Annotated in this window: 22 protein-coding genes; 21 read left to right on the top strand and 1 reads right to left on the bottom strand. The window is 67.3% G+C overall.

Going from position 1 to position 23,695, the window contains the following annotated elements; genetic code table 11:
* The 11 genes from nuoL to Q8L83_RS14395 all read left to right on the top strand — a co-directional run.
* Positions 1-1,611 (top strand): NADH-quinone oxidoreductase subunit L (gene nuoL / locus Q8L83_RS14445; RefSeq protein WP_305288086.1); only part of this gene is annotated, 1,611 nt, incomplete at its 5' end.
* 14 nt (positions 1,612-1,625) lie between these two features.
* Positions 1,626-3,113 carry an NADH-quinone oxidoreductase subunit M gene (locus Q8L83_RS14440; RefSeq protein ID WP_305288084.1) on the top strand — a complete coding sequence of 496 codons (1,488 nt, stop codon included), beginning with the start codon at positions 1,626-1,628 and terminating at the stop codon, positions 3,111-3,113.
* Between the two features lie 13 nt (positions 3,114-3,126).
* Positions 3,127-4,557, top strand: coding sequence for an NADH-quinone oxidoreductase subunit NuoN (nuoN, locus tag Q8L83_RS14435; protein ID WP_305288082.1), 1,431 nt, complete (start codon positions 3,127-3,129; stop codon positions 4,555-4,557).
* A gap of 1 nt (position 4,558) precedes the next feature.
* Entirely contained in the window at positions 4,559-5,302 is a 744-nt protein-coding gene (locus tag Q8L83_RS14430) for a biotin--[acetyl-CoA-carboxylase] ligase (protein ID WP_305288080.1), read from the top strand.
* A complete protein-coding gene (locus tag Q8L83_RS14425) occupies positions 5,299-6,075 on the top strand; it encodes a type III pantothenate kinase (RefSeq protein ID WP_305288110.1) in 777 nt (258 codons plus the stop codon). Before Q8L83_RS14430 ends, Q8L83_RS14425 begins: the two co-directional genes overlap by 4 nt.
* Positions 6,075-7,757: a ribonuclease J gene (locus Q8L83_RS14420; protein ID WP_305288078.1), complete on the top strand. Its 1,683-nt coding sequence runs from the start codon at positions 6,075-6,077 to the stop codon at positions 7,755-7,757. Before Q8L83_RS14425 ends, Q8L83_RS14420 begins: the two co-directional genes overlap by 1 nt.
* Before the next feature lie 40 nt (positions 7,758-7,797).
* A complete protein-coding gene (gene mce / locus Q8L83_RS14415) occupies positions 7,798-8,220 on the top strand; it encodes a methylmalonyl-CoA epimerase (RefSeq protein WP_305288076.1) in 423 nt (140 codons plus the stop codon).
* Positions 8,220-8,480: a DUF1467 family protein gene (locus Q8L83_RS14410; RefSeq protein ID WP_305288074.1), complete on the top strand. Its 261-nt coding sequence runs from the start codon at positions 8,220-8,222 to the stop codon at positions 8,478-8,480. Before mce ends, Q8L83_RS14410 begins: the two co-directional genes overlap by 1 nt.
* Before the next feature lie 295 nt (positions 8,481-8,775).
* On the top strand, positions 8,776-10,092 hold the full coding sequence (proS, locus tag Q8L83_RS14405) for a proline--tRNA ligase (protein WP_305288071.1): 1,317 nt from the start codon (positions 8,776-8,778) through the stop codon (positions 10,090-10,092).
* Between the two features lie 35 nt (positions 10,093-10,127).
* Positions 10,128-11,363: a lipoprotein-releasing ABC transporter permease subunit gene (locus Q8L83_RS14400; protein WP_305288108.1), complete on the top strand. Its 1,236-nt coding sequence runs from the start codon at positions 10,128-10,130 to the stop codon at positions 11,361-11,363.
* Positions 11,356-12,048 (top strand): ABC transporter ATP-binding protein, encoded by a 693-nt coding sequence (locus Q8L83_RS14395; protein WP_305288069.1) that lies wholly within the window; start codon positions 11,356-11,358, stop codon positions 12,046-12,048. The genes Q8L83_RS14400 and Q8L83_RS14395 overlap by 8 nt, the downstream gene beginning before the upstream one ends.
* On the opposite strand, the gene Q8L83_RS14390 is transcribed toward Q8L83_RS14395, so the two are convergent.
* Positions 12,045-12,476, bottom strand: a complete 432-nt coding sequence (locus Q8L83_RS14390; protein ID WP_305288067.1) for a VOC family protein — start codon at positions 12,474-12,476, stop codon at positions 12,045-12,047. The two genes, Q8L83_RS14395 and Q8L83_RS14390, sit on opposite strands and share 4 nt — an antisense overlap.
* A 93-nt stretch (positions 12,477-12,569) precedes the next feature.
* On the opposite strand from Q8L83_RS14390, the gene sidA reads away from it, so the two are divergent.
* The 10 genes from sidA to Q8L83_RS14340 all read left to right on the top strand — a co-directional run bounded on the left by sidA (position 12,570) and on the right by Q8L83_RS14340 (position 23,673).
* Positions 12,570-12,662 carry a cell division inhibitor SidA gene (gene sidA, locus Q8L83_RS14385; RefSeq protein ID WP_300579390.1) on the top strand — a complete coding sequence of 31 codons (93 nt, stop codon included), beginning with the start codon at positions 12,570-12,572 and terminating at the stop codon, positions 12,660-12,662.
* A 36-nt stretch (positions 12,663-12,698) separates the two neighbouring features.
* Entirely contained in the window at positions 12,699-16,139 is a 3,441-nt protein-coding gene (gene dnaE / locus Q8L83_RS14380; protein WP_305288064.1) for a DNA polymerase III subunit alpha, read from the top strand.
* A gap of 191 nt (positions 16,140-16,330) precedes the next feature.
* Entirely contained in the window at positions 16,331-17,149 is an 819-nt protein-coding gene (gene rpsB, locus Q8L83_RS14375; protein WP_305288062.1) for a 30S ribosomal protein S2, read from the top strand.
* Between the two features lie 105 nt (positions 17,150-17,254).
* Complete coding sequence (gene tsf, locus Q8L83_RS14370) at positions 17,255-18,190, top strand: translation elongation factor Ts (protein WP_305288061.1); 936 nt, start codon at positions 17,255-17,257, stop codon at positions 18,188-18,190.
* 95 nt (positions 18,191-18,285) lie between these two features.
* The gene (gene pyrH / locus Q8L83_RS14365; protein WP_304712953.1) at positions 18,286-19,011 is read left to right on the top strand and encodes a UMP kinase; all 726 of its coding nucleotides are present in this window, start codon (positions 18,286-18,288) and stop codon (positions 19,009-19,011) included.
* A 43-nt stretch (positions 19,012-19,054) separates the two neighbouring features.
* Positions 19,055-19,621: a ribosome recycling factor gene (gene frr / locus Q8L83_RS14360; RefSeq protein ID WP_305288060.1), complete on the top strand. Its 567-nt coding sequence runs from the start codon at positions 19,055-19,057 to the stop codon at positions 19,619-19,621.
* A 35-nt stretch (positions 19,622-19,656) separates the two neighbouring features.
* Positions 19,657-20,433, top strand: a complete 777-nt coding sequence (gene uppS / locus Q8L83_RS14355) for a polyprenyl diphosphate synthase (RefSeq protein ID WP_305288059.1) — start codon at positions 19,657-19,659, stop codon at positions 20,431-20,433.
* On the top strand, positions 20,411-21,229 hold the full coding sequence (locus tag Q8L83_RS14350) for a phosphatidate cytidylyltransferase (protein ID WP_305288056.1): 819 nt from the start codon (positions 20,411-20,413) through the stop codon (positions 21,227-21,229). Before uppS ends, Q8L83_RS14350 begins: the two co-directional genes overlap by 23 nt.
* Entirely contained in the window at positions 21,226-22,431 is a 1,206-nt protein-coding gene (gene dxr / locus Q8L83_RS14345; protein WP_305288055.1) for a 1-deoxy-D-xylulose-5-phosphate reductoisomerase, read from the top strand. The genes Q8L83_RS14350 and dxr overlap by 4 nt, the downstream gene beginning before the upstream one ends.
* A 24-nt stretch (positions 22,432-22,455) precedes the next feature.
* On the top strand, positions 22,456-23,673 hold the full coding sequence (locus Q8L83_RS14340; protein WP_305288053.1) for an RIP metalloprotease: 1,218 nt from the start codon (positions 22,456-22,458) through the stop codon (positions 23,671-23,673).
* The last annotated feature ends 22 nt before the right edge of the window (positions 23,674-23,695 follow it).

The following is a 23,695-nucleotide window of genomic DNA, read 5'->3' as shown; positions in this document are numbered from 1 at the left end:
GGGCTGGCGAGCTATCTGCTGATCTGCTTCTGGTTCAAGAAGCCCACCGCCAACGCCGCATCCATCCAGGCCTTCGTGGTCAACCGGGTGGGCGACTTCGGCTTCGCGCTCGGCATCATCACCGTCTTCTGGAAGTTCGGCACCATCGAGTTCGCCGAGATCTTCCCGCGGGTTGAGGAATTCGCCGCCGTCGGCTGGCAGTTCGCCGGCCAGACCTGGCACGCCATGGACCTCGCCTGCGCGCTCCTGTTCGTCGGCGCCATGGGCAAGTCGGCCCAATTCTTCCTGCACACCTGGCTGCCCGACGCCATGGAAGGCCCGACCCCTGTCTCGGCCCTGATCCACGCCGCCACCATGGTGACGGCCGGCGTCTACATGGTCTGCCTGCTCTCGCCGATGTTCGAATACGCGCCTGTGACCAAGCAGATCGTCACCCTGGTGGGCGCGGTCACCGCCCTGTTCGCCGCCACGGTGGGGCTCGCCCAGAACGACATCAAGCGGGTCATCGCCTATTCGACCTGTTCGCAGCTCGGCTACATGTTCTTCGCCGCCGGCGTCGGCGCCTACCAGGCGGCCATGTTCCACCTGTTCACCCACGCCTTCTTCAAGGCTCTGCTGTTCCTGGGCGCCGGCTCGGTGATCCACGGCATGCACCATGAGCAGGACATGCGGAAGATGGGCGCCCTGTGGAAGCTGCTGCCCGTCACCTATGCGGTGATGGTTATCGGCACCCTGGCCATCACCGGCTTCGGCATCCCCGACCTGCACCTGGGCTTCGCGGGCTTCTATTCCAAGGACACCATCATCGAGGCGGCCTATGCGGCCGGCGAAGAGAACGGCATCGCCTATTTCGCCTTCGTGATCGGCATCCTGGCCGCGGCCCTGACGGCCTACTATTCCTGGCGCCTGGCCTTCATGACCTTCCACGGCCACGCCAAGTGGGGCCATGAGCCCCATGACGATCACGCCCATGCGCCGGCCCAGCATGAGACCCATGACGAGCCGCTGCCGGACGCCCACGACCATGGGCATCATCACGCCCATACCCCGCACGAGAGCCCGCTGGTGATGGTGGTTCCTCTGCTGCTGCTCGCCGTCGGCGCGGTGGCGGCGGGCTTCGCCTTCGTCGAGCACTTCGTCGGTGACCATCAGGCTGAGTTCTGGCGCGGCGCCATCTTCACCGCGCCGAACAACCACGTGCTCGAGCATGCTCATCACGTGCCGCAGTGGGTGCTTTACGCCCCGCTGGTGGCCTCCATGCTGGGCCTGGCGACCGCCTTCTACATCTATGTGCTGCGCGAGGGCCTGGGCGCCCGGATGGCGGCCAAGGAGGGTCCGGTCTGGAGCTTCCTCTACAACAAGTGGTTCTTCGACGAGCTTTACAACGCCACTTTCGTGCGGGCCGCCCGCGGTCTGGGCGACCTTTTCTGGAAGGTCGGCGACCAGAAGATCATCGATGGGGCGGGCCCGAACGGCGTGGCCGCCGTCTCCGCGGCGATCGGCCGACGGACCGGCAAGCTGCAGACGGGCTTCGTCTACCACTATGCGTTCGTGATGCTGCTTGGGGTGGCGGGGCTTCTGTCCTTCGCGCTCTACGCCTGGGCGGCCTGAGGCGGGGATAAGTCATGACCGGCATTCTCTCGCTCATCACCTACGCGCCCGTCGCGGGCATCGCGGCCATCCTGGCCCTGCGGTTCATCGCGCCGGCCGGCAGCGCCAAGTCGGCGGATCTGGCCAAATGGATCGCGCTCGTCACCACGCTGGTGACGCTGGCCCTGTCCCTGGTCATGCTCGGCCAGTTCGACCGCACCACGGCCGACTTCCAGTTCGTCGAGGACTTCGCCTGGTTCGGCGGGCTCCATTACCGGATGGGCGTCGACGGCATTTCGGTGCTGTTCGTGGTGCTCACCGCCTTCCTGATGCCGCTCTGCATCGCCGCCTCCTGGCGCTCGATCGAGTATCGCATTGAGGAATATCTCATCGCCTTCCTGGCGCTGGAGACCCTGGTCATCGGCGTGTTCTGCGCGCTGGACCTGATCCTCTTCTACGTCTTCTTCGAGTTCGGCCTGGCGCCGATGTTCCTGATCATCGGGGTCTGGGGCGGTAAGAACCGGGTCTATGCGGCCTTCAAGTTCTTCCTCTACACCCTGCTGGGCTCGGTGCTCATGCTGGCCGCCGTGCTCGCCATGATCGGCATCACCGGCACCTCCTCGATCCCGGAACTCATGACCTACGACTTCGGTCAGGAGATCCAGATCTGGCTGTGGCTGGCCTTCTTCGCCTCCTTCGCGGTGAAGATGCCCATGTGGCCGGTGCACACCTGGCTGCCCGACGCGCACGTGGAAGCGCCCACCGCCGGTTCGGTGATCCTGGCCGGCGTGCTGCTGAAGATGGGAGGCTATGGGTTCATGCGCTTCTCGCTGCCCATGTTCCCCGACGCGTCGGTCTTCTTCACGCCGCTGGTCTTCGCCCTGTCGGTGATCGCCATCGTCTACACCTCGCTGGTCGCCTTCCGGCAGACCGACATCAAGACGCTGATCGCCTATTCGTCGGTGGCCCACATGGGCTTCGTGACGCTCGGCATCTTCTCGGGCAACGCCCAGGGCGAGCAGGGCGCCATCTTCCAGATGGTCAGCCACGGCCTGATCTCCGGCGCGCTCTTCCTCTGCGTCGGCGTGGTCTATGACCGGATGCACACCCGCGAAATCGCCTTCTATGGCGGGCTGGTGAACCGCATGCCCTGGTACGCGGCCATCTTCCTGCTGTTCACCATGGGCAATGTGGGCCTGCCGGGCACCTCGGGCTTCGTCGGCGAAATCCTGACCATGACCGGCGCCTATCAGGCCTCGACCTGGGCGGCCATCGTGGCGGCCACCGGCGTCATCCTCTCGGCCGTCTATGCGCTCAGCCTGTATCGGCGGGTCGTGTTCGGCGAACTCACCAATCCGGCCCTGGCCGAGATCAAGGACCTCAATTGGCGGGAGGTGGCGATCTTCGCCCCCCTGATCCTGGGCACCCTCTATCTCGGCATCTATCCGGCCGCCGTTTTCGACATCACCCAGACCTCGGTCGACAATCTGGTCGCGGTCTACCGCGCTGCGACCGGCGGGTGAGGGGGCTTTTGCGATGAATTTCTCCGCTGATCTGAGCCTCGCCCTTCCCGAGGTGATCCTGGCCGCAGGCGCGCTCGCCCTGCTGGTCTGGGGCGCCTTCCAGAGCCGCGCCAATGCGGTCTTCAGCCTGGCCGCCGTGGCCCTGCTGGTCGCCGCCGGCGCAGCCGCCGTGCTGGGCCCGATGGGACGTGGATTCTCCGGCGGTCTGATCGCCGACCAGGCCTCGGCCTTCGCCAAGGTGGCGATCTACGCCGCCAGCGCCATCGCCATTCCGCTCGGCCAGCCCTGGTTCCAGCGCCGCGGCGTCAACAATTTCGAGTTCCCCGTCCTGATCATCCTGGCCGCGCTGGGCATGGGGATGATGGCCTCGGCCGGCGACCTGATCTCGCTCTATATCGGCGTCGAGCTCCACTCCCTGGCCCTCTACGTCCTGGCCGCCATTCATCGGGACAACGCCAAGGCCTCCGAGGCCGGCCTGAAGTATTTCGTGCTTGGCGCCCTGTCCTCGGGCCTGCTGCTCTATGGCGCCTCGCTGATCTACGGTTTCGCCGGCTCGACCCATTTCGACATCATCGCCCAGTCGGTCGAGGGCGGCGCAGGCGTGGGCGTGCTGTTTGGCCTGGTCTTCCTGATCTGCGGCCTGGCGTTCAAGATTTCGGCGGCGCCGTTCCACATGTGGACGCCCGACGTCTATGAGGGCGCGCCGACCCCGGTCGTGGCCTTCTTCGGCGCGGCCCCCAAGATGGCGGCCATGGTGCTGTTCGCCCGGGTTCTGGCTGAGGGCTTCGGCGGCGCGGCCGACCAATGGCGCCAGATCCTGGTGATCGTCGCGCTGGCCTCCGTCGCCGTCGGCGCCTTCGCCGGCCTGGCGCAGACCAATCTCAAGCGCCTGTGGGCCTATTCCTCGATCGCCAATATCGGCTATGCGGTGCTGGGCCTGGCGTCCGGCGACGCCGCCGGCATCCAGGCCATGCTGGTCTTCATGGTCCTCTACATGGTGGACGTGACCGGCTTCTTCGCCTGCTTGGCGGCCCTGTCGCGCGATGGTCGTCCGATGGAGACCATTTCGGATATGGCGGGCCTGTTCAAGGAACGCCCCGGCATTGCGCTCGCCATGAGCGCGTTCGCGCTCTCGGCGCTGGGCCTGCCGCCGTTCTCGGGCTTCTGGGCCAAGTTCTATGTGTTCAAGGCGGCCATCGGCGCCGGCCTCGGGATCGCCGCGGTCGTGGCCCTGGTCGGCAGCGTGGTGGCGGCCTTCTACTATCTGCGCCTGATCAAGGTGATGTGGTTCGACGCCCCCGTCGGCGGCGTTGACACCCCGCCGCTGGAGGCCAAGGCGATCGCCATCGCGCTCGCCTTGTTCACCTTCCCGGTCGTGCTGGTGGCCCTGACCTTCATAGATCCGCTGGCTGCGGCTGCGGCCGCCGCCTTCGGCCTGGCCTGATTTGGCCAGCGTCCACCCGCCGATCGCGTTCTACGACGAGCTCGACTCCACCAACGCCGAGGCCCGACGGCGTGCCGAGGCCGGCGAGGCGGGCTCCCAGTGGATCGCCGCCCTGAACCAGACCGCAGGGCGCGGCCGCCGTGGCCGGCCTTGGGAGACGCGATCGGGCAACCTTGCCGCCACCCTGCTGATGGTCACCGACAGGCCAGCGGCCGAGGCGGCGCAACTGTCCTTCGTCGCCGCCCTGGCTGCGGCCGATCTGGCCGAGCAGTTCCTGGGCGCCGGCCTCGTCAGCGTCAAATGGCCGAACGATCTGCTGATCGGCGGTCGCAAGGCCGCCGGCATCCTGGTGGAGTCCGGCGCGCGGCCCGACGGGCGTATCTGGCTGGCGATTGGCATCGGGATCAATCTCGCCGCCGCGCCGGTGGCCGCCGAACGCCCCGCCACCACCTTCGCCGAACATATGCCAGGTCCGCCGCCGGAGCCGCAGGCGGCCCTGGAGGTCCTGGCGACGGCCTTCGAAACCTGGCGTAGTCTCTGGGCGGTTCAAGGCTTTGAGGCCATCGCTCAGGGCTGGACCCTGCGGGCCCATGGCCTGGGCCAGCCCTGCATCGCCCGCCTGCCGCAAGAGACGGTGGAGGGCGTCGCCGAGGGCATGGAGGCCGACGGCGCCCTGCGGTTGCGGCTGGCCGACGGTCAGGTCCGGCGGATCACCGCCGGCGATGTTTTCTTTGGAGACGCCTGATGCTCTTGGCCATCGAACAGGGCAACACCAACACCCTCTTCGCCGTGCACGACGGCGACACCTGGATCGCCCAGTGGCGGGCGGCCACGGACTCGACGCGCACGGCCGATGAATACGCCGTCTGGCTCTCGCAACTCCTGCACATGGCCGGCCTGCAGTTCGGCGTGCTGGACGCCTGCATCATCTCCAGCGTGGTGCCGCAGTCGATCTTCAACCTGCGCAACCTGGCCCGCCGCTACCTGCATGTTGAACCCCTGGTGATCGGCGAGAACGCCAAGCTCGGCATCGCTGTCCGGATCGACAAGCCGTCGGAGGCTGGCGCCGACCGGCTGGTGAACGCCATCGGCGCGCATATCCAGTACTCCGGCCCGCTGATCGTCATCGACTCCGGCACCGCCACCACCTTCGACGTGATCGCCGAGGACGGCGGCTTCGAGGGCGGGGTGATCGCGCCCGGGATCAATCTGTCGATGGAGGCCCTGCACGCCGCAGCCGCCAAGCTGCCGCGGGTGGCGATCCAGAAGCCGCAGCAGGTCATCGGCAAGGACACGGTCGGCGCCATGCAGTCTGGGGTCTTCTGGGGCTATATCGCCCTGATCGAGGGCCTGATCACCCGCATCAAGGCCGAATGGCCGCAACCGCTGACGGTGATTGCAACCGGCGGCGTCGCTTCGCTTTTCCACGGGGCTAGTCTGGCGATCGACCACTTCGATCCCGACCTGACCATACGGGGTCTGCTGGAGATCCACCGCCGCAACCTCGGAGGCGCCTGATGGCCGCCAACAAGAACCAGGACGAACTCGTCTTCCTTCCGCTCGGCGGGTCGAACGAGATCGGGATGAACTTCAATCTCTACGGCTTCGGGCCGCCCCATGCGCGCAAGTGGATCATCGTCGATCTCGGCGTGACCTTCGGCGACCTGACGACGCCCGGCGTGGACCTGATCCTGCCCGATCCGGAATTCATCGAGGAGCATGCCGACGACATCCTGGGCATCGTCCTGACGCACGCCCATGAAGACCATATCGGCGCCGTGGCCTGGCTGTGGCCGCGCCTGCGCGCGCCGCTCTACGCGACCCCGTTTACCGCCTTCCTGCTGCGCGAGAAGCTGCGGGAGGGGGGCCTTGAGGGGCAGGTGGAGATCAATGTGGTGCCGCTGGGCGGCCGGGTGACGCTCGGGCCCTTCGAGATCGACCTGATCACCCTGACCCACTCGATCCCCGAGCCCAACGGCCTGTCGATCCGCACGCCGCTGGGCACCGTGCTGCACACCGGCGACTGGAAGATCGATCCCGATCCGGTCCTCGGCTCGGCCACCGACGAGGCTTTCATCCGCCAGCTGGGGGACGAGGGCGTCCTGGCCATGGTGTGCGATTCCACCAATGTCTTCGTCGAGGGCGAGTCCGGCTCCGAGGCCGACGTTCGCGATGCGCTGGCCCGGCTGATCGGCGAGCTGAAGGGCAAGGTCGCCGTGGCCTGCTTCGCCTCCAATGTGGCGCGAATGGATTCGGTGATCCGGGCCGCTGAGGCCAATGGCCGCCGGGTCTGCCTGGTGGGCCGCTCCATGCACCGGATGGCGGCCGCCGCCCGGTCCGTCGGTCTGTTCAAGGGCCTGAAGGACTTCGTCAACGAGAGCGAGGCCGGCTACTTCCCCGCCGACTCCATCCTCTATCTGTGCACCGGCAGCCAGGGCGAGGCGCGCGCGGCCCTCTCGCGCATCTCGGAGGGAAATCATCCCCACGTGAACCTGGGCAAGGGCGATTCCTGCGTCTTCTCCTCGCGGGTCATCCCCGGCAACGAGATCGCCATCCGCAACCTGCAGAACCGCATGGCCGACCGCGGCGTGCGGCTCTACACCGATAACGACCATCCCGGCATCCACGTCTCTGGCCACCCCTGCCGGGACGAGTTGGCGCGCATGTACGCCTGGGCGCGGCCGCAGATCGCCATCCCCACCCATGGCGAGCGCCGGCACCTGCTGGAGCATGCGGCCTTCGCCCGGGACCTGCAGGTTCCCCAGACGGTCGCCCCCCGCAATGGCGACATGGTTCGTCTGGCGCCGGGTCGGGCCGAGATCATCGATGAGACGCCGGCTGGCCGGCTGTTCGTCGACGCCAATGTGGTGGTCAGCGAGAACGGGGAGGCCCTGCGCGAGCGCCGCCATGCCGCCCACAACGGCGTGGTCACGGTCGCCGTCGCCCTGGACAGCCGCGGCAAGATCACCTCGGGTCCGCAGGTGCGCGCCATCGGCATGCCGACCGATGACGACTATCCTCTGGACGAGGCCCTCGACGATCTGGCCGAAGAGGCCGAACGCGCCTTGTCACGCCTGTCCGGCGCCGACCGCGATCTGGACCAGGCGGTCGAAACCGCCATGTCGCGGGCGGTCAAGAAGGCCTGCCAGCGAGTGTGGGGCCGCCGGCCCGTGGTCGAGACCACCGTCCTGCGACTTTAGGGTCTTCGCGCCGTAGGGGCAGGGGGCGTATACCAGCGCCATGATCGGGAAACTGAACCATGTGGGGGTCGCCACCCCCTCCATCGACGACGCCGTGCGCATGTATCGCGACGTCCTGGGCGCCACCTCCATCACCGAGAAATGGGCGATGGAGGAGCAGGGGGTCTGGGTCTGCTTCGTCAACCTGCCCAATTCGCAGATCGAACTGATCGAGCCGCTGGGCGAGAATTCGCCGCTGATCGGCTTCCTGGCCAAGAATCCGGCCGGCGGCCAGCATCACATCTGCTTCGAGGTCGAGGATATCCTGGCCGCCCGCGACGAGATGCGGGCCAAGGGCGCCACCGTGCTGGGCACGGGCGAGCCGCGGATCGGGGCGCATGGAACGCCTGTGATCTTCGTCCATCCCAAGAATATGGGCGGCGTGCTGGTCGAACTCATGGAAACGCCGCAGGAGGCCCACTGATGGGCGTAACGACCGGGATTGCGACCTATCTGATCATCTGGTGGGTGGTGCTCTTCGCCGTCCTGCCGTTGGGCACCATCAGCCACGCCGAGGCCGGCATCGACAAGGGCGACGGTGGCGATCCCGGCGCGCCGGTTGATCCCAAGCTCAAGCGCAAGTTCATCACCACCACCTGGGTCTCGGCGATCGTCTTCGTGGTGGTCTGGGCGGTGATCTGGTCCGGCGTCATCCCCATGCCCACGGGGCCGGCCAACTACTAGGCGCTCCGGCGCCCAGGCCTTACGCGCTCCAAGACGGTGACGCCTGCAAATTGGGCGAACTCGGCGCGTCTTTCCCGCCTGGGCCCGAGATGGGCGCGCATTCGATGTTACGGGGGTTACAACGGTCTCAGCCAAGCGGCGTCGCCGGCTTGCGTAGCGTTTTCCCCGATGACCAACTTGGAGGCCGCCCGCCTTGCGCCGGCGGCCTTCTTTTCGACGCTTCGATTGCCAAGGTCAGACGCGCAAGGCTAATCAGGGCCTATTCCGAAGAGTCTGGTACGAAGGCCCCGAACGCATGCGTCTTTCGCGTTATTTCATTCCCACGCTGCGTGAGGCGCCCTCTGACGCCCAGATCGCCTCGCACCAGCTGATGCTGCGCGCCGGAATGATCCGCCAGGAGGCGGCGGGCATCTATGCCTGGCTGCCGCTGGGCCTCCGCGTCCTGAAGAAGATCGAGCAGATCGTCCGCGAGGAGATGGACCGGGCCGGCGCCATCGAGGTGCTGATGCCGACCCTGCAGCTGGCCGACCTGTGGCGTGAGAGCGGGCGTTACGACGACTATGGCGACGAGATGCTGCGCATCACCGACCGCCATGAGCGCGATCTGCTCTATGGGCCCACCGCCGAAGAGGTGATCACCGAGATCTTCCGGGCCCATGTGAAGAGCTACAAGGACCTGCCCAAGAACTTCTATAACATCCAGTGGAAGTTCCGCGACGAGCGCCGCCCCCGGTTCGGCGTGATGCGCGGGCGGGAATTCCTGATGAAGGACGCCTATTCCTTCGACATCGACGAGGCCGCAGCCCGCCGGTCCTACAACCGTATGTTCGTAGCCTATCTGAACACCTTCGCCCGCCTGGGGCTGAAGGCCGTGCCCATGCGCGCCGATCCCGGCCCCATCGGCGGCGATCTGAGCCACGAATTCATCATCCTGGCCGAGACCGGCGAGAGTCAGGTCTTCTGCCATCGCGACCTGGTGGAAATGCCGCCCCCTGGCGACGTGGACTGGGACGGCGATCTGCAGCCCATCGTCGACCAGCGCACCGCCCTCTATGCGGCCACCGAGGACATGCACGAACAGGCGCGTTTCGAGTCTGAAGTCGACGAGTCCGACCGCCTGTCGGCCCGAGGCATCGAGGTCGGTCACATCTTCTATTTCGGCGAAAAGTACTCCAAGCCCATGCGCGCCGTGGTCACCGGGCCGGACGGCCAGGAGCGGCCGATCCATGGCGGCTCCTACGGCGTCGGCGTTTCGCGCCTGGTGGGCGGCATCATCGAGGCCAGCCATGACGAGGCCGGCATCATCTGGCCGGAGTCCGTGGCGCCCTTCGGCGTGGCGGTGATCAACCTGCGGCCCGGCGACGCGGCCGTGGATCTCGCCTGTGAGCAGGCCTATGGCGCCCTGCGCGACGCCGGCAAGGATCCCCTGCTGGACGACACCGACGAGCGGCCGGGCGCCAAGTTCGCCGCCATGGACCTGATCGGCGTGCCCTGGCAGCTGATCATCGGCCCCAAGGGCGTCGCCGAGGGCAAGGTGGAGATCAAGCGCCGCGCCACGGGCGAGCGCCAGTCCCTGCCGCTGGAAGACGCACTCAAGGCGATCATCGCGTGAGCGGCGTGGCGCCGCCCTTCGGGCGCTGGGAGCGGATGCTCGCCGGCCGATACCTGCGCGCCAAGCGCAGCCAGGGCGGCGTGGCGCTGATCTCGATCATCTCCTTCGTCGGCATCATGCTGGCCGTGGCGGTGCTCATCATCGTCATGTCGGTGATGAACGGTTTCCGCACCGAGCTGCTCGACCGCACCCTGGGCTTCAACGGCCATGTCTTCGTCTCGGGCGGGTCGCTCTACGATCCAGAGGTGCGCACCCTGGCCGGCGAGATCGCCGCCCTGCCTGGGGTGACCCAGGCCGCGCCTCTGATCGAGGCCCAGGCCATGGCCCTGGGTCAGGGCCAGATCAGCGGCGCCGTGGTCCGCGGCATCAGCGAGGAAGATTTGCGCCGGACCGAGATCGTCTCGGGCAACATCGTCCGCGGCTCCCTCGAAGGCTTTGGCGAGGGCGAGTATGGCGGCGATCTGGTGCTGATCGGCGACCGTCTGGCCGAAACGCTGGGCGTCGGCCCGGGCGACCCGCTGACCCTGATCTCGCCCAGCGGCGGGGCGACGGCCTTCGGCTATACGCCGCAGCGCAAGACCTACACGGTCGGCGGCACCTTCAGCGTCGGCATGAGCGAGTACGACCAGCTCTTCATCTATATGCCGCTGGAACAGGCCCAGCTGTTCTTCGCCCGCGAGGGCATGGTCGACGTGGTGGAGATCCGCATCGCCGATCCCGACCGGGCGCCGGCCATGAAGTCGGCCATTGCCGAACTGGCGGGGCCTGTCGCCATCGTCACCGACTGGACCCAGCGCAACGCCAGCTTCTGGAACGCCCTGAAGATCGAGCGCAGCGTCATGCGCCTGATCCTGATGCTGATCGTCGCCATCGCGGCCATGAACATCATTTCGGGTCTGGTCATGCTGGTGAAGAACAAGGGCCGCGACATCGCCATCCTGCGCACCATGGGCGCCGGGCGCGGGGCGATCCTGCGCATCTTCTTCATGGCCGGCGCCTCGGTGGGGGCTCTGGGCACGATCGTCGGCCTGGTGCTTGGCGTTCTGTTCTGCCTGTTCATCGGCCCCATCCAGAACTTCGTCGAATGGGCCACGGGCGCCGAGGTGTTCAGCTCCGACATCTATTATCTGGCCCACATCCCCGCCAAGGTCGACGCCGTCGAGGTGATGATCGTGGTGGGTTGGGCGCTGGCGGTGTCCTTCCTCGCCACCCTGCCGCCGGCCCTGCGGGCCTCTCGCCTCGATCCGGTGGAAGCCCTTCGCTATGAGTGAGACGCCCATCCTGTCGGTCCGCGGCCTGGAGCGGACCTATGTCACCGGCGACCGTCGGCTGACGGTGCTCCAAGGCGTCGATATCGACGTATCGCCCGGCGAAATCGTCGGTCTGATCGGGCCCTCGGGGTCTGGCAAATCGTCCCTCCTGCACGCCGCTGGCCTGCTGGAGCGGCCCAACGCCGGCGCGATCCTGATCGATGGGCGCGACTGCTCTGCGCTGAACGAACGGGCGCGCACTCGGGTGCGCCTGGCCTCGATCGGCTTCGTCTATCAGTTCCACCATCTGCTGGCCGAGTTCAGCGCCTTGGACAATGTGGCCCTGCCACTGATGATCGCCGGCGAAAGCCACGAGACGGCGCGCGCCAGGGCCGGCGTCCTGCTGAGCCAGCTGGGTCTTGGCGAGCGTGTGGACCACCAGCCGGCCCAGATGTCGGGCGGCGAACAGCAGCGGGTCGCCATCGCCCGGGCGCTGGCCAACCGGCCGCGCCTGCTGCTGGCCGACGAGCCCACGGGCAATCTCGATCCCAACACCTCGGCCGACGTGTTCGCCAGCCTCTATGAGCTGGTCCGCGAGACCGGCGTGGCGGCTCTGATCGCCACGCACAATCTCGAGCTCGCCCGCCATATGGACCGCGTCCTGGCGCTCAAGGACGGCCATCTGGAGCCGCAGTCGATCTTTTAGGCGTCTTCGGCCTGGAAGGTCGTCGAGCCATCGGCGCCGATGATCGATCCGGGATTGTGGGCCACCTCCCACACATGGCCGTCGAGATCGGCGAAATAGCCGGAATAGCCGCCCCAGAAGACCGGTTCGGGGGGCTTGAGCGCCTTGGCGCCGGCCGCCAACGCCTGGGCGAACATCTCATCGACCTCCTCGCGCGAGCGGCCATTGATGGCGATGGTGATCCCGCTGAAGCGACCGTCGATCGGATGCTTGGCGTCCTCGGCCAGGGCCTCGCGACCGAACAGCCCCAGGGCCAGCCCCGGCAATTGATAAAAGCACACGCTCTCCTGCGCGCTGACGGGCGTCCAACCGAGGCCGTCCTCATAGAAGGCCCGGGACCGGGAAAGATCGTCGACGCCGAGGGTGATCAGGCTGATGCGTTGGTCCATGGGGCGCTCCGGAAGGTTGTTCACAGGGGGTGTTGACGAGGAGAACAAAACCAGAATAAGAACATATATGGAACATCCACAAGGGGCTGCGTGATGATCATTCTTCTGGCGCGGGAATCGCTGGCATTTGTCGCTGTGGCGAGCTTCGTAGGTATGGTCTGTCAGTTCGCCTTTCTGGTCGGCTGACGGGGCGGGGCCATGGCTCGCGTGTCGGAGGCTCGAATGCAACAGCAGGATGGCGGGTTCGTGCACCTTCGGGTGCGCTCGGCCTATTCGCTGCTGGAAGGCGCCATCAAGGCTGACGCCATCGGCGCCCTGGCCGCCGCCCACGACATGCCCGCCGTCGCCCTGACCGACCGCACCAACCTCTATGGCGCGCTGGAGTTTTCCGTCGCCACCCAGGGGCAGGGGGTCCAGCCCATTGTCGGTTGCGCCCTGGCGGTGACCGGCATCGGTGATCGTCAGCCGGACAAGTGGGCGCGGACCCCGACCATTGTGCTCCTGGCCCAGAGCGAGGCGGGCTATCTCAATCTCTCGCGCCTGTCGTCCATGGCCTATATCGACAGTGTCGGCGGCGTCGAGGAGCCGGCGGTGGCCTGGGCCAAGGTGGTCGAGCATGCCGAGGGGCTGATCCTGCTGTCGGGGGGCTGGGACGGCCCGGTCGATCCGCTGATGGCGGCGGGCAAGGTGGCCGAGGGCCGCGCGGCCCTGGAAGAGATGCTGCGTGTCTTCGGCGCCCGCTTCTATGTGGAGCTTCAGCGGCACGGCCTGTCGGCCCAGGCCCTGGCGGAGCCGGAACTGGTGGCCTTCGCCTATGAGCGCGACGTGCCCCTGGTGGCGACCAATGACGCCTATTTCGCCAAGCAGGACATGCACCTGGCCCACGATGCGTTGCTGTGCATCGCCGATGGCGCCTTTGTCGGACAGGACGAGCGTCGCCGAGTGAGCCAGGAGCACTGGTTCAAGCCGGCGGCGGACATGCGCGCCCTGTTCGCCGACCTGCCGGAGGCCTGCGACAACACCCTCGACATCGCCCGGCGTTGCGCCTTCATGGTCCGCAAGCGCGACCCCATCCTGCCGCGCTTCCCCACCGAGGGCGATCGCACCGAGGCCGACGAGTTGGCCCATCAGGCCCGCGAAGGGCTCAAGGGCCGGCTCGCCCGGGGGCAGGCCAGTCACGCCCCGGAGGCGGAATATTTCGAACGGCTGGAACGGGAGATCGGGGTCATCACCCAGATGGGTTTCCCCGGCTACTTCCTGATCGTTGCGGACTTCATCAAATGGGCCAAGGCCCACGACATTCCGGTGGGACCTGGCCGGGGCTCGGGCGCCGGCTCGCTGGTGGCCTATTCCCTGACCATCACCGACCTTGACCCCCTGCGCTATGGTTTGCTGTTCGAGCGCTTCCTGAATCCGGAGCGGGTCTCCATGCCCGACTTCGACATCGACTTCTGCCAGGACCGGCGCGAAGAGGTGATCAGCTACGTCCAGCAGCGCTATGGCCGTGACCGGGTGGCGCAGATCATCACCTTCGGCACCCTGCAGGCGCGCGCCGTGCTGCGCGACGTCGGTCGGGTGCTCCAGCTGCCGCTCGGCCAGGTGGACCGTCTGGCCAAGATGGTGCCGGCCAATCCCGCCAACCCGGTGACGCTCGCCAAGGCTATCGAGATCGAGCCCCGGCTTCGACAGGCGCGCGAAGAGGACGAAGCGGTGTCCCGCCTGCTGGATGTCGCCCTGAAGCTCGAGGGCCTTTATCGCAACGCCTCGACCCATGCCGCCGGCGTCGTGATTTCCGATCGGCCCCTGACCGAACTGACGCCCCTCTACCAGGATCCCCGCTCGGACCTGCCAGCCACCCAGTTCAACATGAAGTGGGTGGAGAGCGCGGGCCTGGTGAAGTTCGACTTCCTGGGCCTGAAGACCCTGACGGTGATCGACAAGGCGCTGAAGTTCATGGACCAGCGCGGCGCCCGCGTGGACATGGGCGTGCTGCCGGTCGACGACGCCAAGTCCTATGAGCTGATGTCGGCGGGCCACACGGTGGGGGTCTTCCAGATGGAAGGCCAGGGGATGCGCGACACCCTGCGCCAGCTTCGCCCCAACTCTATCGAGGACGTGACCGCCGTCGGCGCGCTCTATCGACCCGGCCCGATGGACAACATCCCGGCCTTCGTGGACTGCAAGTTCGGCCGCCGGACCATCGACTATCTGCATCCGTCCCTGGAGCCTGTGCTCAAGGAGACCTACGGGATCATCGTCTACCAGGAACAGGTGATGCAGATCGCCCAGATCCTGGCGGGCTACTCGCTCGGGGGCGCCGACCTTCTCCGCCGGGCCATGGGCAAGAAGAAGAAGGACGAGATGGCCGAGCAGAAGGCCATGTTCGTCGCCGGGGCGTCCGCCCGCGGGGTGCCGGAGAGCCAGGCGGCCTCGATCTTCGAGCTGGTGGACAAGTTCGCGGGCTATGGCTTCAACAAGAGCCACGCGGCGGCCTATGCGGTGGTCTCCTACCAGACGGCCTGGCTGAAGGCGAACGCGCCGGTGGAGTTCTTCGCCGCCTCCATGAGCCTGGATATCGCCAACACCGATAAGCTGGCGGTCTTCTACCAGGACGCCAAGCGGTTCGGCGTGAAGGTCCGGGCGCCGGACATCAACGCCTCGGGCGCCGACTTCGAGGTCGAGGCCGGCGAGGTGCTCTACGCCCTGGGCGGCATCCGCAATGTCGGCCTGGCGGCCATGGAGCATGTGGTCGAGACCCGGCGTGAGGGCGGTCCCTTCCGCGACATCTTCGACTTCGTGGAGCGGGTCGATCCGCGCCATGTGAACAAGCGCACCTTCGAGACCTTGGCGCGGGCCGGCGCCTTCGACTCCATCCATCCCAATCGCGCCCAGCTGGCGGCGGCGGCCGACAGTCTGATCGCCTACGCCCAGAGCATGGCCGCAGACCGGGCCTCGGCTCAGGCCAGTCTGTTTGGCGGCGATCAGGCGGGCGTCGGCCGGCCGCGCATGCCGCGGGCCGACATGTGGACGCCGGTCGAGCGGCTGGACGAGGAACTATCGGCCGTGGGTTTCTATCTCTCCGGCCATCCCCTGGAAGACATGATCCCGGCCCTACGTCGGCGACGCACCGAGCTCCTGACCGATGTCATCGTCCGGGCCGAGGCCGGGGCCGAGGTGTTCCGCATGGCCGGCGTTGTGCGCCGCAAGCAGGAGCGCGCCTCCCAGTCCAGCGGCGAAAAGTTCGCCTTCGTCACCCTGTCTGATCCGACGGGGGAGTACGAGGTGCTGTTTCCACCGGAATCCCTGCGTCGCTGCCGCGACGTGCTGGAGCCTGGTCGCGCGGTCTCGATCAAGGTGCGGGCCAAGGCGCGGGACGGGGAGGTGCGGTTCTTCGGCGACGACGCCGAGCCGGTGGAAAAGGCGATCGAGAACGCCGTCGCCGGCCTGCGGGTGCATCTGGCGCCGCGCAGCGCCGAGATCGACGCCCTGAAGCGCAGGTTGGAAAGCGCGGCCAACAGCCGGGGCGGGGAGATCATCCTGACGGCGCCGGTGGAGGGCGGCCGCGAGGTGGAGCTGAAGCTGCCCGGCCGCTTCACCCTGGACGGCTCGGTCCGCGGGGCCCTGAAGACCTCGCCCGGCGTTCTCTACGTGGAAGACATCTGAGGCCCGCGAGCCTGCCCATATTCGCCAAATGGCGCATTAGGCTTGCTTTTTCCCACGCGCGAGCCTATCTCGCGGCCCATCACACACGCAGGCGTTCGGCGACCGACGGGGAGACATCCCAGAGGTTTCCGTTCCGGGCTCCCAAAAGGGGTTTTGGCTTGCGGAGGCATACCGGAAAAAGGAGCCATTCAATGGCGCTGCCCGACTTCACCATGCGTCAGCTTTTGGAAGCTGGTGCCCACTTCGGTCACCAGACCCATCGCTGGAACCCGAAGATGGAGCGCTACATCTTCGGCGCTCGCTCGAACATCCACATCATCGACCTGTCGCAGACCATCCCTCTGCTGCACCAGGCGCTGGTCAAGGCCCGCGACGTGGCCGCCGGCGGCGGTCGCATCCTGTTCGTGGGCACCAAGCGCCAGGCGTCCGATCCCGTGGCGACGGCGGCCAAGCGCTGCGCCCAATACTATGTGAACCACCGCTGGCTGGGCGGCACGCTCACCAACTGGCGCACCGTCTCGGGCTCGATCGCCCGCCTGCGCGAGCTGGAAGGCCTGCTGGAAGGCGAAGGCGTCGGCCGCGGCAAGAAGGAGCTGCTGCAGCTCACCCGCGAACGCGACAAGCTGGAACTGTCCCTGGGCGGCATCAAGGACATGGGCGGCATCCCCGACCTGATGTTCGTGATCGACACCAACAAGGAAGCGATCGCCATCCAGGAGGCCCGGAAGCTCAACATTCCGGTGATCTCGATCCTGGACACCAACTGCGATCCGGCCGGCATCACCTATCCGATCCCGGGCAATGACGACGCCGCCCGCGCGCTGCAGCTCTATTGCGACCTGATGGCCGACGCCATCCTCGACGGCCTCACCGCCGGTCAGGTTGCTTCGGGCGTGGATCTGGGCGCCTCGGAAACGCCGATGGAGCCCGTCCTGGCTCAGACGGCGGCCGCCGAAGCCCCGGCCGAAGCCGCCGCGCCCGTCGAAGGCGAGACCGCCGCGCAATCGTAATTCGGCGCGCCCCGGCCCCCGGGGCGCCGCCGTTCCGATATCAAACTGTGACGGCTGGGCTCCATATGTGGCCCAGCCGTTGATTCTAACCGAAGGAGCCGACCCATGGCGGAAATCACCGCTGCGCTGGTCAAGGAACTGCGCGAGAAGTCTGGCGCAGGCATGATGGACTGCAAGAAGGCCTTGCAGGAAAACGGCGGCGACGTCGATGCGGCCATGGACTGGCTGCGCACCAAGGGCCTCTCCAAGGCCGCCAAGAAGTCCGACCGCGCCGCCGCCGAAGGCCTCGTGGCCGCGGCCGTGCGCCAGGACGGCGCCGGCATGACCGGCGTGCTGGTCGAGCTGAACGCCGAGACCGACTTCGTCGCCCGCAACGAGCTCTTCCAGAATGCGGCCAAGGACGTGGCCCTGGTGGCTCTGGACGTCGAGGGCGTCGAGGCGATCTCGGCGGCCAAGACGGCCAAGGGCGAGGTGGTCTCCGACGTGATCACCAACCTGATCGCCACCATCGGCGAGAACATGATGCTGCGCCGCTCTGCCCGCATGAGCGTGCCGGCTGGCGCTGTGGCCAGCTACGTCCACGCCGCGGCCGCGCCGGACCTCGGCCGCATCGGCGTGCTGGTGGCCCTGGAAGGCGCCGGCGATCAGGCCAAACTGCAGGAGGTCGGTCGCAAGATCGCCATGCACGTGGCCGCGACGAACCCGCTGTCGCTGTCCACCGACGACCTCGATCCCGAGGCCGTGGAGCGTGAAAAGGCCATCTTCACCGAGCAGGCGCTGGCTTCGGGCAAGCCCGCTGGCGTGGTCGAGAAGATGGTCGAGGGCCGCATCCGCAAGTTCTACGAGGAAGTCGTCCTGCTGAAGCAGGCCTTCGTCATGAACCCCGACCAGACCATCGAGCAACTGATCGCCGAGCTTGCCAAGGAAACGGGCGCGCCCGTGACCATGAAGGGCTTTGTGCGCTTCGGTCTGGGTGAGGGCGTCGAGAAGAAGGTCGACGACTTCGCCGCGGAGGTGGCCCAACTCAGCGGTCAGGCGTAGAACCTCACGCAACCACAACGTGGGGCGCGGGCGCGTTCGACGCGCGCCGCGCCCTTGCGTTATCTTGCCTGTGACAGATTCGGAAAGCCGCGCCGATGCCCGAGACCCTTCCTACCCTTCGTTACAAGCGGATCCTGCTCAAGGTGTCGGGCGAGGTCCTGATGGGCGAGCAGGGTTTCGGAATCGATCCCAACACTCTGGAAGCCGTGGCGGAGGATATCGCCGAGGTCGTCAGTCACGGGGTCGAGCTTTGCCTGGTGATTGGCGGCGGAAATATCTTCCGCGGCGTCTCCCTGGCGGGCAAGGGGATGGAGCGGTCCAGCGCCGACTATATGGGCATGCTGGCCACGGTGATGAACGCCCTGGCTCTGCAGGGCGCTCTGGAAAAGGTCGGGGTCTTCACCCGCGTCCAGTCGGCCATCCCCATGGATGCGGTGTGTGAGCCCTATATCCGTCGCCGCGCCATGCGGCATCTGGAGAAGGGCCGTGTGGTGATTTTCGCCGCCGGCCTCGGCGCGCCCTTCTTCACCACCGACACGCCTGCGGCCCTGCGCTCGGCGGAGATGGGCTGCGAGGCCCTCTTCAAGGGCACCAGCGTCGATGGGGTCTACACCGCCGACCCCAAGAAGGCGCCGGACGCCGTGCGCTACGAAACGCTCAGCTATCATGATGTGCTGGCCCAGGACCTGCGGGTCATGGACGCCTCGGCCATCGCCCTGATGCGCGACAACCAGATCCCGATCGTGGTGTTCTCGATCCGCGAGCGGGGCAATTTCCTGAAGGTGCTGAAGGGCCAGGGCGTCTTTACGACGATCGCCTGAACCCCTCACGCCCCCATGTCCTGACCACGATTGGAGGAGCCCCATGGCCGCCGCAGAGAAGCCGGTTCTTGCAAGTTACAAAGATCGCATGGACAAGGCCGTCATCGCGCTGAAGGAGGAGTTCGCCTCCCTGCGTACGGGCCGGGCGTCAGCCGGGCTCCTCGATCAGGTGATGGTCGACGCCTATGGCTCCACCGTGCCGATCAGCCAGGTGGCCGCCGTCAGCGTGCCCGAGCCGCGGATGCTGACGGTCAGCGTCTGGGACAAGGGCGTCGCCGTCTCGGTGGAGAAGGCGATCCGCAATTCCGGTCTCGGCCTCAACCCCGTGGTCGATGGCCAGACCCTGCGCATTCCGATTCCGCCGCTGACCGAAGAACGCCGCAAGGATCTGGTGAAGATCGCCGGCAAGTACGCCGAACAGCAGAAGGTGGCCGTGCGTAACATCCGTCGCGACGCCAATGACGACCTGAAGCGCGCGGAGAAGGACGGCGTCATCAGCCAGGACGAGCAGAAGCGCATGGAGGGCGAGGTCCAGAAGTTCACCGATGAGGCGGTGAAGCGGGTGGACGAAGCCTTGAAAGTCAAAGAACAAGAGATCATGCAGGTCTGATCGTCGGTCTGGCGGCAAAGACGCACGAGGAACCCATGGCCCGCAGCCCCGAGCCGAACGCCGCCCTGCCGGCCGCCCAATCCTCGGCGGGCGAGGCTCTGCACGTGGCCCTCGTCATGGACGGCAACGGCCGCTGGGCCAAGCGCCGGGGCCTGCCGCGCAGCCTTGGGCACCGGGCCGGCGTCGAGGCGCTGAAGCGCACGGTGGCCGCCGCGCCGGATCTCAATATCCGCCATCTTACGGTGTTCGGCTTTTCGACGGAAAACTGGAGCCGGCCGGCCACCGAGGTGGCTGAACTGATGGCCCTGCCGCGCCGCTATTTCGAAAGCGATCTCGGCCGGCTTGAACGCGAGGGCGTCCGCGTCCGCGTCATCGGCCGTCGCCAGGGGCTGAACGCCGACCTGATCGAGATCATCGAGGAGGCCGAGCGCCGTACGGCCGGCAATGACAGCTTCTTCCTCCAGGTGGCCTTCAACTATGGCGGCCAGGCCGACCTGACCGACGGCGCACGGCGTTTCGCCGAGGATGTGGCCGCCGGCCGGCTGGCGCCGGCGGATCTCAATGAGGCGCGGTTCGCCGCCTACCTCTCCACCTCGGCCGCCCCGCCGCCGGACCTGATCGTGCGGCCGTCCGGCGAGCAGCGTCTCTCGAACTTCCTGTTGTGGGAGGCGGCCTATTCCGAGCTCGTCTTCCAGGATGTGCTATGGCCCGACTATGGCCCTGAGCATCTCAAGGCCGCCATCGCCGAGTATCGCACCCGCGACCGGCGCTATGGCGGCGCCGTGGCCGATGACGCCCTTGCCGCCGGCTAAACAGTTCGACTGGTCAAACCTCGCCATCCGCGCAGCCTCAGCCCTTGTGCTGGTGCCGGCGACGGTGGCGGCTGTCTGGTTCGGCGGTTGGCCGTTCCTGCTGCTGATCTCCGTCGGCGTCGCGCTGCTGTCGATCGAGTGGGCCGGGATGACGGCGCCCAAGGCCCCGATTCGGGTGCTGAGCGCGGTCCTGGTGGGGGTGCTGGCCGGGGTCTTCCTCATTTATCTGCGCTATGTGCCCCTGGCCTGGGCGGCCATGGCCCTGGGCGCCGGGGTCGCCGCCTTCATCGCCCGCCGGGTGGCCGAGCGACCAGCCGACGCCGCCTTCGGGGTGGTCTATATCGGCGTTCCCTGCCTGGCCCTGGTCTGGTTGCGGGGCACGCCGGACGGGGCGCTCTGGGTGCTGATGTTGTTCGCCGTCACCTGGGCGGCCGATATCGCCGCCTTCCTGGTGGGCAGCGTGCTCAAGGGCCCCAAGCTCTGGCCGAGGTTTTCGCCCAACAAGACCTGGTCCGGGTTCGTCGGCGGACTGGCTGCGGCCACCTGCGCCGGCGCCGGCTGCTCGATCCTGTTCGGCGAGGTCATGGGCCCCGTGACCGGCGCTGTGATCGGCTTCACGGGCGGCCTGGCGACCATGGGGGGCGACCTCTGGGAATCGATGCTCAAGCGGCGTTTCGGCGTGAAGGATTCAGGCGACCTGATCCCCGGTCATGGCGGCCTGCTTGATCGCGTAGACGGCCTGATGTTCGCCGTTCTTGTCGTGGCGCTCGCCCGCCTTGCGGAGTTTTTCACATGAACGCCCCTGCCGGCCTGCCTCGCAAGGTGACCATCCTCGGCGCCACCGGCTCTGTGGGCGTGTCCACCCTGGACCTGTTCGAACAGGCGCAGGTAGAGGTCGAGGTGGTCGGTCTGACCGGCGGCCGCAATGTGGCGCGGCTGGCGGAGCAGGCGCTGAAGTGGCGCCCGGCTCAGGCGGTCATCGAAGACGAACAAGGCCTGCCGGAACTCCGCGACCGGCTCCGGGGCTCGGGCATCGAGGCCGCAGCGGGCGCCTCGGCCATCGCCGATGTGGCGGCCGCCGACGCCCAATGGGTGATGTCGGCCATCGTAGGATTCGCGGGGCTTGCGCCCACCCTGGCCGCGGCCAGGTCCGGCGCCATCGTCGCCCTGGCCAATAAGGAAAGTCTGGTCTGCGGCGGGCCGGGTCTCCTGCGCACCGCCAAGTTGGCCGGCGGCCTCGTGATCCCGGTGGATTCGGAACACTCGGCGATCTTTCAGGTGTTCGATTCGCGGGCCACGGCCCAGGTCTCCCGGGTCATCCTGACCTCGTCCGGCGGGCCGTTCCGCACCTGGACCAAGGCCCAGATGACCCATGCCACCCCGGAGCAGGCGGTGGCCCACCCGAATTTTAGTATGGGCGCCAAGATTTCGGTCGATTCCGCGTCCATGATGAACAAGGGGCTCGAAATCATCGAGGCCGCCTACCTGTTCGCCATGCCGCCGGAGCGCCTCGACGTCTTGATCCATCACCAGCAGATCATCCATTCCATGGTGGAATATGCCGATGGCTCGACCCTGGCTCAGCTGGGGCCGCCGGACATGCGCGCGCCGATCGCCTGCGCCTTCGCCTGGCCCGACCGCCTGCCGTGGCCGGCGCCGAAGCTCGATCTGGTGGCGTCCGGCCCGCTGACCTTCGAGGCGCCGGACCTCACCCGCTTCCCGGCGCTCAGCCTCGCCAAGGCCGCGCTTTCGGCTGGCGGAGCCGCGCCCGGGGCGCTGAATGCGGCCAATGAGGTGGCTGTCGCCGCCTTCCTTGACCGAAAGATCGGCTTTCTCGATATTGCCGCCACCGTGTCTGAGACTCTGGAGCGTATGGAACGCGACGGGGACCTGGTCGGGGGGGCGAACGGCGACGCACTTGAAACGGCCCGGGAAACGGATGCAGCGGCCCGGCGCATCGCCTCGGCCGTCACGGCGTCGCTTTCCAGCGCCCGCTAGGCCCTTAGGAGCAGCCCCCACCAGATGTTCGGCTTTTTGCAGACCGCACTGACCTACATCGTCCCGTTCCTGCTGGTCCTGACCGTGGTCGTCACGATCCATGAGCTGGGACACTACTGGGCCGCCCGCGCCTGTCGCGTGGCCATCGACCAGTTCTCCATCGGCTTTGGCCGCAGGATCTTCGGCTGGCGCGATCGCCAGGGCGTCGAGTGGCGGGTCGGCTGGATCCCGCTTGGGGGCTATGTCAAGTTTTCCGGCGACGAGAACGCCGCCAGCGTGCCGGACCACGCCAATCTCGAGGCCCTGCGCCAGAAGATCGAGACCGAGCAGGGCAGGGGGGCGGCCGACCGCTACTTCCACTTCAAGCCCGTGTGGCAGCGCGCCTTCATCACCGCAGCCGGCCCCCTGGCTAACTTCGTCCTGGCGATCGTGCTGTTCTCCTTCCTGCTGATGACCGTGGGCGAGACCGTCCTGCCGGCCCGGGTGGCGGGCGTGGAGGCCGGCAGCGCCGCTCAGCGGGCCGGTTTCGTGGTGGACGACGTGGTCGTCGAAGCCAACGGCCAGAAGATCGACAACTTCTTCGACCTGCAGCAGATCATCGCTGTGCGGTCACAGGCGCCGACCACCTTTGTCGTCGATCGCGGCGGCCAGCTGGTGCGTCTCACCGCGACACCGGAGCGACGGATCGTGTCCGACCGCATGGGCGGCGAGCAGAAGATCGGCGTTCTGGGAATCGCCAGCCCAGCAGGAGCCACCGACCGCTCCGTGCGGCGATACGGCCCCCTGGAGGCGGTGGTCGCCGGGACGGAGCGGACCTGGCGGGTGCTGAGCACGACGGTCTATTATCTCGGCCGGGTCGTCACCGGCCGGGAAAGCGCCGATCAGCTGGGCGGGCCGCTCAGGATCGCCCAGGCCTCGGGGCAGGTGGCGCAATCGGGCGCTCAGGGCGCGCCAGACACTGGCGCGATGTTGCTGGGCAGCGCGGTGGCGCTGCTCGGCCTTACCGCGGTGCTGTCGGTGGGGATCGGCTTCATGAACCTGCTGCCGGTTCCGGTTCTCGATGGCGGGCACCTCGTCTTCTACGCCTACGAAGCTGTGGCCCGCCGCCCTCTTGCGGCCAAGGTTCAGGCGGCAGGGTACCGGGTGGGCCTTGCGCTCCTGCTCGGTTTGATGTTGTTCGCCACCTGGAACGATCTGCAGCAACTGCGCGTGTTCAAATTTCTTGGCGGCCTGGTCTCCTAGGCCCGCCTTCCTCCCTTTACGG

The organism is Phenylobacterium sp. (assembly GCF_030680185.1).
Lineage (GTDB): Bacteria > Pseudomonadota > Alphaproteobacteria > Caulobacterales > Caulobacteraceae > Phenylobacterium.
Note: the sequence above shows the minus strand (reverse complement) of the source record. Positions and strands in the feature narration are given on the sequence as shown.